The organism is Pseudomonas sp. RIT623, assembly GCF_004519305.1.
GTDB lineage: Bacteria > Pseudomonadota > Gammaproteobacteria > Pseudomonadales > Pseudomonadaceae > Aquipseudomonas.
The window spans coordinates 24,940-36,994 of the sequence record NZ_SOZA01000011.1; the positions used below are offsets into that span (position 1 = coordinate 24,940).

At 64.9% G+C, this 12,055-nt stretch carries 11 protein-coding genes; 5 read left to right on the forward strand and 6 right to left on the reverse strand.

What is annotated here, in order from left to right:
* Window positions 1-43: 43 nt before the first annotated feature.
* The 5 genes from E3U47_RS10220 to E3U47_RS10240 form a co-directional block, all read right to left on the reverse strand.
* Complete coding sequence (locus E3U47_RS10220) at window positions 44-1,426, reverse strand: pitrilysin family protein (protein ID WP_134691315.1); 1,383 nt, start codon at window positions 1,424-1,426, stop codon at window positions 44-46.
* On the reverse strand, window positions 1,419-2,726 hold the full coding sequence (locus E3U47_RS10225) for a pitrilysin family protein (protein ID WP_134691317.1): 1,308 nt from the start codon (window positions 2,724-2,726) through the stop codon (window positions 1,419-1,421). Before E3U47_RS10225 ends, E3U47_RS10220 begins: the two co-directional genes overlap by 8 nt.
* 97 nt (window positions 2,727-2,823) lie before the next feature.
* On the reverse strand, window positions 2,824-3,426 hold the full coding sequence (rsmD, locus tag E3U47_RS10230; RefSeq protein WP_134691319.1) for a 16S rRNA (guanine(966)-N(2))-methyltransferase RsmD: 603 nt from the start codon (window positions 3,424-3,426) through the stop codon (window positions 2,824-2,826).
* Complete coding sequence (locus tag E3U47_RS10235; protein ID WP_134691321.1) at window positions 3,426-4,919, reverse strand: pitrilysin family protein; 1,494 nt, start codon at window positions 4,917-4,919, stop codon at window positions 3,426-3,428. The genes rsmD and E3U47_RS10235 overlap by 1 nt, the downstream gene beginning before the upstream one ends.
* Window positions 4,912-6,267 (reverse strand): pitrilysin family protein, encoded by a 1,356-nt coding sequence (locus tag E3U47_RS10240; protein ID WP_134691323.1) that lies wholly within the window; start codon window positions 6,265-6,267, stop codon window positions 4,912-4,914. Before E3U47_RS10240 ends, E3U47_RS10235 begins: the two co-directional genes overlap by 8 nt.
* Before the next feature lie 234 nt (window positions 6,268-6,501).
* Between E3U47_RS10240 and ftsY the strand changes: the two genes are divergently transcribed.
* The 4 genes from ftsY (at window position 6,502) to rpoH (ending at window position 10,699) form a co-directional block, all read left to right on the forward strand.
* Complete coding sequence (ftsY, locus tag E3U47_RS10245; RefSeq protein ID WP_134691325.1) at window positions 6,502-8,040, forward strand: signal recognition particle-docking protein FtsY; 1,539 nt, start codon at window positions 6,502-6,504, stop codon at window positions 8,038-8,040.
* A complete protein-coding gene (ftsE, locus tag E3U47_RS10250; RefSeq protein ID WP_134691327.1) occupies window positions 8,037-8,708 on the forward strand; it encodes a cell division ATP-binding protein FtsE in 672 nt (223 codons plus the stop codon). Before ftsY ends, ftsE begins: the two co-directional genes overlap by 4 nt.
* A complete protein-coding gene (gene ftsX / locus E3U47_RS10255) occupies window positions 8,705-9,733 on the forward strand; it encodes a permease-like cell division protein FtsX (RefSeq protein ID WP_134691328.1) in 1,029 nt (342 codons plus the stop codon). The genes ftsE and ftsX overlap by 4 nt, the downstream gene beginning before the upstream one ends.
* 111 nt (window positions 9,734-9,844) lie before the next feature.
* Window positions 9,845-10,699: an RNA polymerase sigma factor RpoH gene (gene rpoH / locus E3U47_RS10260; protein ID WP_134691329.1), complete on the forward strand. Its 855-nt coding sequence runs from the start codon at window positions 9,845-9,847 to the stop codon at window positions 10,697-10,699.
* Between the two features lie 135 nt (window positions 10,700-10,834).
* On the opposite strand, the gene mtgA is transcribed toward rpoH, so the two are convergent.
* Window positions 10,835-11,545, reverse strand: coding sequence for a monofunctional biosynthetic peptidoglycan transglycosylase (gene mtgA / locus E3U47_RS10265; RefSeq protein ID WP_134691330.1), 711 nt, complete (start codon window positions 11,543-11,545; stop codon window positions 10,835-10,837).
* 64 nt (window positions 11,546-11,609) lie between these two features.
* Between mtgA and E3U47_RS10270 the strand changes: the two genes are divergently transcribed.
* The gene (locus tag E3U47_RS10270) at window positions 11,610-11,981 is read left to right on the forward strand and encodes a DUF423 domain-containing protein (protein WP_046853826.1); all 372 of its coding nucleotides are present in this window, start codon (window positions 11,610-11,612) and stop codon (window positions 11,979-11,981) included.
* Window positions 11,982-12,055 lie beyond the last annotated feature (74 nt).

A 12,055-nucleotide genomic window follows, 5' to 3' on the forward strand; every position in this document is an offset into this window, starting at 1 on the left:
GTGCCCGCCTAGAGTGCCATGAAACAGCGCCACTGTACCTGCGCTATTGGTCGGTTGTCGTCGGTGCTGGCAACGGCTGCTGATCCAGCGATGGTCCTGCGCTCACCGCGACGATGGCATCGAGGTCCAGCAACTGCAGGGCCTGGCGCACATCATCCACGGTGAGGCTCAGCAACCGGTCGACGTAAGTGGATAGATGGTCGTCCGGCAAGTCCTGCTGGCCCATTTTTGCCAAAAGCCGACTGAGTGTCTGGTTGCGGGCGACTTCACGCAGGCGCGTGCCGGCCAGTTGCCGGCGGGCCAGGTCCAGTTCGGGAAGGGTCGGGCCTTGAGTGATGAACTGGCTGAGCACCTCGCTCACCAGATCCTGGGAGGCATCGTTGTAGCGCGCGTCGATCTCCCACTCGATGACCAGTATCGTCGCTGCTTGCAGCGGTATCAGGGTCGATCGCACATCGTAGGTCAGGCCACGCTGCTGTCGCAGTGTGCGCATCAGTCGTGATTCCATGCCCACGCCCAGTACCTGGTTGGCCATCACCATGGCCAGATACGTCTGCGTACCGGCTCGCAGCGGGTGGCGTAGGGGGACGGCCAGCAGCGCCGTGTCGCTGGCGCCCGCTTGTTCCACATGGATGATTTCCGCTACCGGGGCCGGCACGGGGGGCGTATCGATAGCTGTCCAGCCCTGTGGCAGCGCCTGGCAGATGCGTTCAGCCAGGGTTTCGGCCTGTGCCCGGGACAAGTCACCCACCAGCGATATCTGCAGGTTGCTCGCCGAGTAAGCGCGTTGGTGGAAGGTCTTGACGGCGTCGACGTTGATGGACGCTATGCCTGCTTGGGTGGCGCTCAAGGCATGGGCATAGGCATGGCCCTTGAACAACTGCCGAAAGGCTTCGTCGCGAATGCGTGATCGCGCTGAAGCGTCTGTCGCGGCTTGTGCTGCCAGCACCTGGCGTTTGATGCGGGCCACGGCGGCGTCGCTCAATGCAGGTTGCGCGACCATGCCGATCAACAAGTCGACCGCCGGTTCCAGTACGGCGCTGTCGGACAGGCTGCGCAGGCTCACGCTGGCATGCTCTGCGCGCAGGCGCTTGTCGATGGTAACCCCCAGGCTTTCCAGGCGCTCGTTGAATTGATTGGCAGTCAGGGCCTGGGTGCCTTCGTCCAGGGTGTACAGCGTCAAGGCGGACAGGCCTGGTGAATCGCCATCCAGCGCGCGGCCAGCCTTGAACTCGAGCACAAGGTCGACCAGGGCAAGCTGGTGGCTCGGCACGAATCGAACCGAGGTCCCACTCTGGGTGTGCCAATGCTGTACGGGCTTGCTGATCGGCTCGAGCTGGTTCAGGTCCAGATCCCGGGTCGAGCTGAATTGTTCCGGGATGATGCCGGTGGTTTGCGTTGATTCGCTTCGGATGATGTCATTCATCGGCGTGCTGCTCCTTGCGTTGCAGGTATGTAATGGTCATGCGTTCGCGTGTCAGCCAGGCTTGGGCCGCCTCCTGCACCTGGGCGGCGCTTACCTGGCTGATAAGCCGTGTTTCCTGGTCCAGCAGGTGCGGGTCCTGCCCGCCGACATAGGCTTGGCCAATGGCTGTGGCTTGCTGATCGATGTCGTCTCGACTGAAGGTCAGTTCGGCCAGCAGGCGAACCTTGGCTCGTTTGAGCTCTTGTGCCGTCGGCGGGGTCGTGCGCAGCAGGTCTATCTGTTCCAGTACGCGCTCGGCTGCGGCGTGCACGGTGGTTTTGGCTGAGGTGTAGGCGGCGAGGGTCCATAAATCGTCACCGCGGCTCAGATGGGTGTAATCGGAGCGCACCCCCAGTAACAGCTCCTCGGTGGTTACCAACTGGCGGGCCAGCCGGGAGCTGGTGCCTTGGGTCAGGATGTGGCAGATCAGGCGCAGTGCATGGGGCTGTGCAGGGAGGATGGCGGTTGCCAGGCTGGGTGCATTGAAGCTGATCAGCACACCATCGCGCAGGCCCGGCAGCGTCAGGGTCTGTTCGCGACGATGCAGCTCGGTGGCGGCACGGGGGATCGTGCGGGGCGGTAACGGTTGCGCTGCGATGTCGTTGAAATGGCGCGTCACCATGGTTTTCAACTGCGCCAAGGTCATATCGGCGACCACCACCAATGCCGCGTTGTTGGGGCGGTACCATTGCCGGTGCCAGTCACGCATGGCTCGGCTGGTCATCCGCTCAAGGTCCTTGCGATGTCCGATCACCGGCGTCGCGTAAGCACTGCCCGTGTGGGCAAGGGCATTGTGCTGTTCGTATGCCAGGCCGAGTGGCATGTTATCGACCTGCGCGCGGCGTTCGGCCATGACCACTGCGAGTTCACGGTCGAAAGGTGACTCGCCCAGCGTTGCACTCGCCATTGCGTCAGCCATTGCTTCCAGGGCGATTTCGATGCGCGAAACGGGCAAGGTCATGTAGAAGCAGGTTGCATCGTGGGTGGTAAAGGCATTCGCAGCGCCGCCCAGATGCTCGATCAGGCGTGAGTACTGGCCGGGTGCGAGTTTGCTGCTGCCCTCGAACATCATGTGTTCCAGCAGATGGGAAAGCCCGGACTGGCCCGTGGGTTCCAGGCTGGCACCTACCTGGTACCACAACTGCGCGCAGGCCAGCGCAGTGCGACGGTCTACGCGCAGGTAGACCTTGAGGCCGTTGTCGAGGGTGAAGTGTTGCAGTGTCGGGGCTGTGGTAGCGCCCGTAGGGGAAAGTGATGGCATGACAGGGTGGCTCCTTGACGGCGGTATGCCGGAGCAGTGTCATGCCAGTGAGGTGCCCGCCTGCGTTACATAGTGCTGCAGGCGGGGCGCCGGTGTTTCAACCGCGTTGCCACAACGCGTAGTGCACCTGCCCGGTCTTTTTCTCGCGGTGCAGGCGCCAGTTGCCCGGTATCGGCAGCGAGGAGGGCACGGCTTCGCTTTCGGTGTAGATCCACGCCTGCTCGCGCAGCCACTGGCCTTGTTCCAGCAGGTTGCAGGTGTTGGCCAGCAGGTCCTGGTGGAACGGCGGGTCGAGGAACACCACGTCGAATTGCTGCTTGGCCAGGCCTTGCAGGTAGCGCAGGGCGTCGGTCTGCAGGATCTGCCCGCGCGGGCAGCGCAACACTTCGAGGTTGTCCTTGAGGTTGGTGATGGCCGCGGGGTTGCTGTCCAGCGCCACGGCATCCTTCGCGCCACGGGATAGCGCTTCGAGCACCAGCGCGCCGCTGCCGGTGAAGGCATCGAGCACCAGGGCGCCCTCGATGTAGGGCGCTAGCCAGTTGAACAGGGTTTCGCGCACGCGATCAGGGGTCGGGCGCAGGCCTTCGCCTTCCGGCACGGCCAGGCGCCGGCTGCGCCATTCTCCGGCGATGATGCGCAACTGGCCGGGGCCCTTGCTGGCGCCTGGGGCCGGGCGCGCGGGAGTGTTGGGTCTTGCCATTAGTGCTCCGGTACGCCGAGCGGCTGCTCGGCGGGTTTGTCAGTGGGGGCCGGCAGCGGTTGCTGCGCCACCTTCGGGCCGACGGTGACGATCACCAGCTTGTCCGCCGCGAGATGCTTGTTCATCGCGGCCTTGACCTGCTCGACGCTCAGCGCCTGGGACTGTTGCATGAAGTCCTCCAGCCAGCTCAGCGGCAGGTTATAGAAGCCGATGGCGCCCAGTTGGCCGACGATGCTGGCGTTGCTGGCATTGGACAGCGGGAAGCTGCCGGCCAGCTCGCGCTTGGCGTCGTCCAGTTCCTGCTGGCTCGGGCCGTTCTTCAGGTACTCGGCGAGGATGTCCTGAACCAGCTTGAGCGTGCCTTCGCTAAGCTCGGCGCGGGTCTGCAGGTTGATCATGAACGGGCCGCGCACCTGCATCGGGCTGAACACCGAGTACACGCCGTAGGTCAGGCCGCGTTTTTCGCGCACTTCGCTCATCAGGCGGGTGCCGAAGGCGCCGCCGCCGAGGATCTGGTTACCCAGCGACAGGGCGGGCCAGTCCGGATCGTTACGGTCGATGCCCAGCTCGGCCAGCATCAGGTGGGTCTGCTTGGACGGGAAATCGATGTGGGTCACACCTGGCTTGGGTTGCCGCGGCTGCTCGGGCTTGGCCAAGGGCTGCCCCTTGGGCAGGCCGGCCGATACCTGGTTGGCGATGGCCTCGGCCTCGCTGCGGCTGAGGTCGCCGACCAGGGCGATCACTGCGTTGCCGGCGGTGTAGGCCTTGGCGTGGAAGGTGCGCAGTTGTTCCAGGGTGATGCCGGGGATGGTCTGCGCGGTGCCGTCGCTGGGGTGACCGTATGGGTGGCTGCCGTACAGGTTGGCGAAAAGCGTCTTGCCGGCGATTTTGCCAGGGTTCTGCTTCTCGTACTCGAAACCGGCGAGCATCTGGTTCTTGATGCGCTTGAGGGCGTCCTCGGGGAAGGTCGGTTTGCCGACCACCTCGGTGAATAGCCTGAGTGCTGGCTCGCGTTTGTCAGCGACGCTGAGGCTGCGCAACGAGGCCACTGCCATGTCACGGTAGGAGCCGTTGCCGAAGTCGGCGCCCAGTCCTTCGAAGCCTTCGGCGATGGCGGTCACGTCCTTGCCCGCCACGCCCTCGTTGAGCATGGCGTTGGTCAGGCTGGCCAGGCCAGGGACGCTGCCGTCCTGGCTGCTGCCGGCGGCGAAGGTCAGGCGCAGGTCGAACATTGGCAGCTCGCGGGCTTCGACGAACAGGACGCGGGCGCCTTCGGTGGTGGTCCAGTGCTGGATGTCCAGTTGGCGGCGGCTGGGCGCCTTGCCGTCGAGCTCGGCCAGCGATTGCAGGGTATTGGCCGGGCGGGCGGCGGTGTCCGGCTTGGCTGTGTTATCGGACTGGGCCGGGCGGGCCAGCAGGACGGCAACGGCCACCACCAGCACGATGATCGCCAGGCCGAACAGGGTGTAGCGCGGTGCGCTGCGATCACTCATGAGCGGACTCCTCGGGCAGTACATGGGCAACGCTCAGGCGTTCGCGGGTGAAGTAGGTGCGGGCGGCGGCCTGAATGTCCTGCGGGGTGACGCGCTTGAGATCGTCGAGCTCGCTGTCGATCAGTTTCCAGGACAGGCCGACCGTCTCCAGCTGGCCGATGGTGGTGGCCTGGCTGCTGATGGAGTCGCGCTCGTAGACCAGGCCGGCGATTACCTGGGCGCGCACGCGCTCCAGTTCCTCGGTGCTGGGTGGGGTGGTCTTGAGTTCGTCGAGCAGTTCCCAGACGCCTTTTTCAACCTCGGCCAGGGTCTTGTGCTTCTGCACGTTGGGCGTGGCCGAGATCAGGAACAGGCTGTCGCCGCGGGTGAAGGCGTCGTAGCTGGACGAGGCACCGGCCACCAGCTCCTGGCCGCGCTCCAGGCGCGCGGGCATGCGGGCGCTGTAGCCGCCGTCGAGCAAGGCCGAGATCAGGCGCAGGGCGTTGACGCTGCGCGGGTCCTTGGCGGTGGCCAGGGCCGGGACGTTGAAACCGTAGATCAGGCTGGGCAGTTGCGTGCGCAGGTGCAGGGTCAATTGGCGCAGGCCCGGTTCGGCCAGCTCCAGCGGCAGCTTGCTCGGCGGCACCGCACGCTTGGGGATGGGGCCGAAGTACTTCTGCGCCAGGGCTTTCACTTCGTCGGGCTTGACGTCTCCGACCACCACCAGGGTGGCGTTGTTCGGCGCGTACCAGGACTCGTACCAGTGGCGCAGTTCCTCGACCTTCATGCGCTCGAGGTCGGCCATCCAGCCGATGGTCGGGGTGTGGTAGCCGCTGGCCGGGTAGGCCATGGCGCTGAACAGCTCGAAGGCCTTGGCGTTGGGCTGGTCGTCGGTGCGCAGGCGGCGTTCTTCCTTGATCACCTCGATTTCCCGGCTGAACTCGTCGGCCGGCAGGCGCAGGCTGGCCAGGCGGTCGGCTTCGAGTTCGAAGGCCACCGGCAGGCGGTCGCGGGCCAGCACCTGGTAGTAGGCGGTGTAGTCGTCGCTGGTGAAGGCGTTTTCCTCGGCGCCGAGGTCGCGCAGGATGCGCGAGGCCTCGCCGGGGCCAACCTTGGCGCTGCCCTTGAACATCATGTGCTCGAGGGCGTGGGACAGGCCGGTCTGGCCCGGTGTCTCATAGCTGGAGCCGACCTTGTACCAGATCTGCGAAACCACCACCGGGGCGCGGTGATCCTCGCGCACGACCAGCTTCAGGCCGTTGTCGAGGATGAATTCGTGGGTGGGTTGCACATCGGCGGCCAAGGCCGCGAGCGGCAGGCACAACGTGCCGAGCAACAGGCCTGCGGCGCGGCGGGCTAGAGCATTCATACGGTGTTTAACCTGTTCGGCGGCCCGCTTGGGTTTAGCGTCGGCGGGCCAGGAGGTGCTAGGATACTGATCCGGTTGCCTGGCGACCATGCCTGTCGCCGTTCTGGCCCGCAGGCCCTAACGACAAAACGTTGCGCATGAACCAGATGGCTCCACGGTAGTCTGTTCTGCGTGACTCGAGAATTCCCGATGCGCCGCTGCTGGCCCATCGCTACCCTGAGATAGCCGTCTTCCATGTTTGGTTCCAACGACGACAAAAAAGCGCCGGCCGAGGCTGGCGAGAAGAAAGGCCTGTTCAGCTGGTTTCGCAAGAAGCCGCAGCCCACTGTCGCCGAACAGCCGCAAACCCCTGAAGCGCAGGTCGTAGAGCCGGCGGCGCCGGTCGAACCGGTGCCTGCGGTCGAACCGCCTGCTGCCGTTGAACCTGTTGCGCCGGTGCCCGCAGCGCCTGTGCCCGAGCCTGTGCCCGAGCCTGTGGTTGTCACGCCGTTGCCGACCCCTGCCGCAGAGCCGGTCGCGTCCGTGCCTGTGCAGGCGCCTGTAGTCGAGCCGATGACCGCCGAGCCCTTGCCGACTCCGGTCGTCGAGCCCGTGGTCGTCGAGCCCGCCCCGGCGCCGCTGGCCGAACCAGCTGCGCCGGTGAGCAACCTGGTGCTGCCGGTTGCCGAAGAGCCGGTGGCGCTGGTCCCTGACCTCGAGCCCAAGGCGCCCCCGGCTATTCCGGAGCGCCCGGCGGCCGAGCCGGAGGTGGTCGTGGCCGCCGTGGTGGCACCGGTGGTGGCTGAACCTGTCGTCACAGCCGTGGAGCCAGAGCCTGCCCCTGTCGTCACTGAGCCCGCCAAGCCTGGCTTCTTTGCCCGCCTCAAGCAGGGCCTGTCGAAGACCAGTGCCAGCATCGGCGAAGGCATGGCCAGCCTGTTCCTGGGCAAGAAAGTCATCGACGACGACCTGCTCGACGAGATCGAGACCCGCCTGCTGACCGCCGACGTCGGCGTCGAGGCCACCTCGACCATCGTCCAGAACCTGACCCAGAAAGTTGCCCGCAAGCAGTTGGCCGACGCCGACGCGCTGTACAAGTCGCTGCAGGAAGAGCTGGCCGCGTTGCTGCGCCCGGTCGAGCAGCCGCTGAAGATCGAGGCGCAGAACAAGCCCTACGTGATCCTGGTGGTTGGCGTGAACGGCGCCGGCAAGACCACCACCATCGGCAAGCTGGCTAAAAAGCTGCAGCTCGAAGGCAAGAAGGTCATGCTCGCCGCCGGGGACACCTTCCGCGCCGCCGCGGTGGAGCAGTTGCAGGTGTGGGGCGAGCGCAACCAGATCCCGGTGATCGCCCAGCACACCGGCGCCGACTCTGCCTCGGTGATCTTCGACGCCGTGCAGGCCGCCAAGGCCCGCAACGTCGATGTGCTGATCGCCGACACCGCAGGTCGTCTGCACACCAAGGACAACCTGATGGAAGAGCTGAAGAAGGTCCGTCGGGTCATGGGCAAGCTTGATGTCGAGGCGCCGCACGAGGTGCTGCTGGTGCTCGACGCCGGTACCGGGCAGAACGCCATCAGCCAGGCCAAGTACTTCAACCAGAGCGTCGAGCTGACCGGTCTGGCCCTGACCAAGCTGGATGGCACCGCCAAGGGCGGCGTGATCTTCGCCCTGGCCAAGCAGTTCAACATCCCGATTCGCTTCATCGGTGTGGGCGAGGGTATCGACGACCTGCGCACCTTCGAAGCCGAACCTTTCGTCAAGGCGCTGTTCGCCGAGCGTGAACCTTCATGATCCGATTCGAACAGGTAGCCAAGCGCTATCCCAATGGCCATGTCGGCCTGCACGAACTGAGCTTCCGGGCGCGGCGTGGCGAGTTCCTGTTCGTCACCGGCCACTCCGGCGCCGGCAAGAGCACCTTGCTGCGGCTGTTGCTGGCCATGGAGCGTCCGACCAGCGGCAAGCTGATGCTGGCGGGGCAGGATTTGGGGCAGATCAGCAACGCGCAGATCCCGTTCCTGCGTCGGCAAATTGGCGTGGTGTTCCAGAACCACCAGTTGTTGTTCGACCGCACCGTGTTCAACAACATCGCCCTGCCGCTGCAGATTCTCGGCCTGTCCAAGACCGAAATCGCCAAGCGCGTCGACTCGGCGCTGGAGCGTGTGTCGTTGAGCGACAAGGGCGAGCTGTTCCCGGCCGACCTGTCCACCGGTCAGCAGCAGCGCGTCGGCATCGCCCGGGCCATCGTCCACCAGCCGGCCTTGCTGCTGGCCGACGAACCCACCGGTAACCTCGACCCGCGCCTGGCCGCGGAGATCATGGGCGTGTTCGAGGACATCAATCGCCTCGGCACCACGGTATTGATCGCCAGCCACGACCTGGCGCTGATCGCGCGCATGCGCCACCGCATGCTGACGCTGCAACGCGGCCGCTTGATCGGCGATGGGGAGGCCGGGCAATGAGCACCACACGTACACCAAAGGTTTCCGAGCGCGTCGCGCCGAAAGCCGCCGATCCGCAGCCGTCGAAGCAAAAGCGTGGCGATCACGATGACGATGGCCCGGACTTGCGCAGCCTCCTGCACGCCTGGCTGGAAAGCCACCGTGCCAGTTTGGCCGACAGCTTGCGCCGCCTGGGCAAGCAGCCGATCGGCAGTTTCTTCACCTGCCTGGTGATGGCCGTGGCGCTGAGCATGCCCATGGGCTTGTCGTTGTTGCTCAAGAACGTCGAGAAACTCGGCGGTTCCTGGCAGCGCGCGGCGCAGATCTCGCTGTACCTCAAGCTCGATGCCAGCAGCCGCGATGGTGAGGCCCTGCGTGACGAGATCAAGGGCATGCCCGGTGTCGCCGAGGCCCAATACGTCAGCCGCGAGCAGGCGCTGGAAGAGTTCCAGCAACAGTCAGGCCTGGGCGAGGCGCTGCGCGAACTGCCGGACAACCCACTGCCCGGCGTGGTGGTGGTGACCCCGACCGAGGTCGACAAGCCAGCCCTGGAAGCCTTGCGTCAGCGCCTCTCCGAGCTACCTCGCGTGGAAGTGGCGCAGCTGGACCTGGTGTGGGTCGAGCGCCTGGCGGCGATTCTCAAGCTGGGTGACCGGTTCGTCTTCGGCCTGGCGGTGATGCTGATTTCCGCGTTGCTGTTAGTAATCGGTAACACAATTCGTCTACATATCGAAAACCGTCGGGTCGAGATCGAAGTGATCAAGCTCGTCGGTGGCACCGACAGCTACGTACGTCGGCCTTTCCTGTATATGGGCGCCCTGTATGGACTGGGTGCGGGCGTGCTGGCCTGGGGTATCCTGGCGTTCGGCCTGAACTGGCTGAACGACGCGGTGGTCGGGCTTTCCGGCCTGTATGGCAGTGATTTCGCCCTGGGTGGCGTGCCGGCCTCGGATGGCCTTTCGCTCTTGATTGGGGCGGTACTGTTGGGGTATATCGGTGCATGGATCGCAGTCGCTCGTCACCTGAACGAGCTTGCACCGCGATAAATGTTTCATGGCCAGTATTGACAAATTTTTCATCCTGGAACTTGTACAACGGTTCCTTGTCTATGCTGGCAGTGCCCAAAAGGCATGAGTCTGTAAGCCGGAGGTACTTGAATGACCAATTCGTTGCAACCTGCCTATGCCCTGGTTCCCGGTGCAAACCTGGAAGCCTACGTGCACACGGTCAACAGCATCCCCTTGCTGACGCCGGAGCAGGAGCGTGAACTGGCCGAGCGTCTCTACTACGAGCAGGATCTCGAGGCCGCTCGGCAAATGGTGATGGCCCACCTGCGTTTCGTTGTCCACATCGCCCGTAGCTATGCAGGCTACGGGCTGGCCCAGGCCGACCTGATCCAGGAAGGCAACGTTGGCCTGATGAAAGCGGTAAAGCGCTTCAACCCGGAAATGGGCGTGCGTCTGGTGTCCTTCGCGGTGCACTGGATCAAGGCCGAGATCCACGAGTTCATCCTGCGCAACTGGCGCATCGTCAAGGTGGCCACCACCAAGGCCCAGCGCAAGCTGTTCTTCAATCTGCGCAGCCAGAAGAAGCGCCTGGCCTGGCTGAACAACGACGAAGTGCATCGCGTGGCCGAAAGCCTTGGCGTTGAGCCCCGTGAAGTACGCGAGATGGAAAGCCGCCTGAGCGGTCATGACATGGCCTTCGACCCAGCGGCCGAAGCCGACGACGACAGCGCCTTCCAGTCGCCTGCGCATTACCTGGAAGACCACCGCTACGACCCGGCCGTGCAACTGGAAGACGCTGACTGGAGCGACAATTCCACCAGCAACCTGCACGAAGCCCTGCAAGGCCTGGACGATCGCAGCCGCGATATCCTTTACCAGCGTTGGCTGGCCGAGGAGAAGGCCACCTTGCATGAGTTGGCCGAGAAGTACAGCGTGTCGGCCGAGCGTATTCGCCAGCTGGAGAAGAACGCGATGAACAAGGTCAAGGCATTGATCACGATCTGATCGGCGCTTGGCTGGGTCGAAAAGGCCGCTTGCCTCCTGGGCAAGCGGCCTTTTCATTTGTCTTTCAGGTATCGCCTAACCCTTAGGAGCCGGCTTGCCGGCGAACACCGGTGTAGCCGGTGCCATCCATCGCGGTCAACGCCGGTGTGCAGGATCGAGCTGCATCAGGTAGCTCGGCCCGCCCAGTTGGCTCATTTGCCGGCGGATCCAGCCGGCGCGGCTGGCCACATAGGCACTGGGGCGGCTGGCACTCCACTTGATCGGGCTTGGCAGCACCGCGGCCAGCTGCGCGGCCTGTTGTCGCGTCAGGCGGCTGGCATCCACGCCGAAGTGATAGCGCGCCGCAGCCTGGGCGCCGAACACGCCTTTGCCCCATTCGGCGCTGTTCAGGTACACCTCGAGTATCCGCTCCTTCGACCAGAACAGCTCGATCAGCGCGGTGAACCAGGCCTCCAGGCCCTTGCGCAGCCAACTGCGCCCGGACCACAGGAACAGGTTCTTGGCCACCTGCTGGGTCAGGGTGCTGGCGCCACGCACCTTGCCGCCACGCTCGTTGTAGGCCAGCGCCGCCTGGATCGCGGGGATATCGAAGCCCCAGTGGCTGGCGAACTTCTGGTCTTCGCCGGCGATGACCGCCACCTTGAGCTCGTCGGAGATATCCGACCACGGCGTCCAGTCACGTTGCAGGTCGATCGGCTCGCCGCTGGCCCATGACTGCACCTTGCGTTCGACCATCAGCGCGGTGCCGGGCGGCGGCACCCAGCGCAACACCAGGACCACGGCGATGCTGCCAGCAGCGAACCAGAGCAGGGCGCGGGAAAGGCGGCGAAGAAGGGATGACAGCATGGTGATGGCTTGGCCGGACCGTTGGAACGGGCCATTATACAGACCCCTCCCGTGGAGTCGTCCCATGCTTCGCAGCTTCCTGATGCTCGCCGCGTTCTTCGGCTTTACCGGCGTCGCCCTCGGCGCTTTCGCCGCTCATGGCTTGAAAAGCCGCCTCAGCGCCGACTATCTGGCGATCTTTCATACCGGTGTCACCTATCAACTGGTGCATGCCCTGGCGATCCTTGGCGTGGCGGTGCTGTCGGCGCACTTGCCCGGGCGCCTGGTCGGCTGGGCCGGTGGCTTGTTCGCCGTGGGTATCCTGCTGTTTTCCGGTAGCCTCTACGCCCTCACGCTCAGCGGCCTGGGCAAGCTCGGCATGATCACCCCGCTGGGTGGCCTGTGCTTCCTTGCTGGCTGGCTTTGCCTGGGGCTGGCCGCCTGGCGGCTGGGCTGACCGGTCGGTCCACAATCGCGACTAATGGCGTGTGTCGCCCTTGGGTTGCAGGGCGGATCGGGGCTAGAATGCGG

Coding starts and splice junctions, on each gene's coding strand:
- E3U47_RS10220 (WP_134691315.1), bottom strand. CDS start 1,426: ATGAATGACATCATCCGAAGCGAATCAACGCAAACCACCGGCATCATC.
- E3U47_RS10225 (WP_134691317.1), bottom strand. CDS start 2,726: ATGCCATCACTTTCCCCTACGGGCGCTACCACAGCCCCGACACTGCAA.
- rsmD (WP_134691319.1), bottom strand. CDS start 3,426: ATGGCAAGACCCAACACTCCCGCGCGCCCGGCCCCAGGCGCCAGCAAG.
- E3U47_RS10235 (WP_134691321.1), bottom strand. CDS start 4,919: ATGAGTGATCGCAGCGCACCGCGCTACACCCTGTTCGGCCTGGCGATC.
- E3U47_RS10240 (WP_134691323.1), bottom strand. CDS start 6,267: ATGAATGCTCTAGCCCGCCGCGCCGCAGGCCTGTTGCTCGGCACGTTG.
- ftsY (WP_134691325.1), top strand. CDS start 6,502: ATGTTTGGTTCCAACGACGACAAAAAAGCGCCGGCCGAGGCTGGCGAG.
- ftsE (WP_134691327.1), top strand. CDS start 8,037: ATGATCCGATTCGAACAGGTAGCCAAGCGCTATCCCAATGGCCATGTC.
- ftsX (WP_134691328.1), top strand. CDS start 8,705: ATGAGCACCACACGTACACCAAAGGTTTCCGAGCGCGTCGCGCCGAAA.
- rpoH (WP_134691329.1), top strand. CDS start 9,845: ATGACCAATTCGTTGCAACCTGCCTATGCCCTGGTTCCCGGTGCAAAC.
- mtgA (WP_134691330.1), bottom strand. CDS start 11,545: ATGCTGTCATCCCTTCTTCGCCGCCTTTCCCGCGCCCTGCTCTGGTTC.
- E3U47_RS10270 (WP_046853826.1), top strand. CDS start 11,610: ATGCTTCGCAGCTTCCTGATGCTCGCCGCGTTCTTCGGCTTTACCGGC.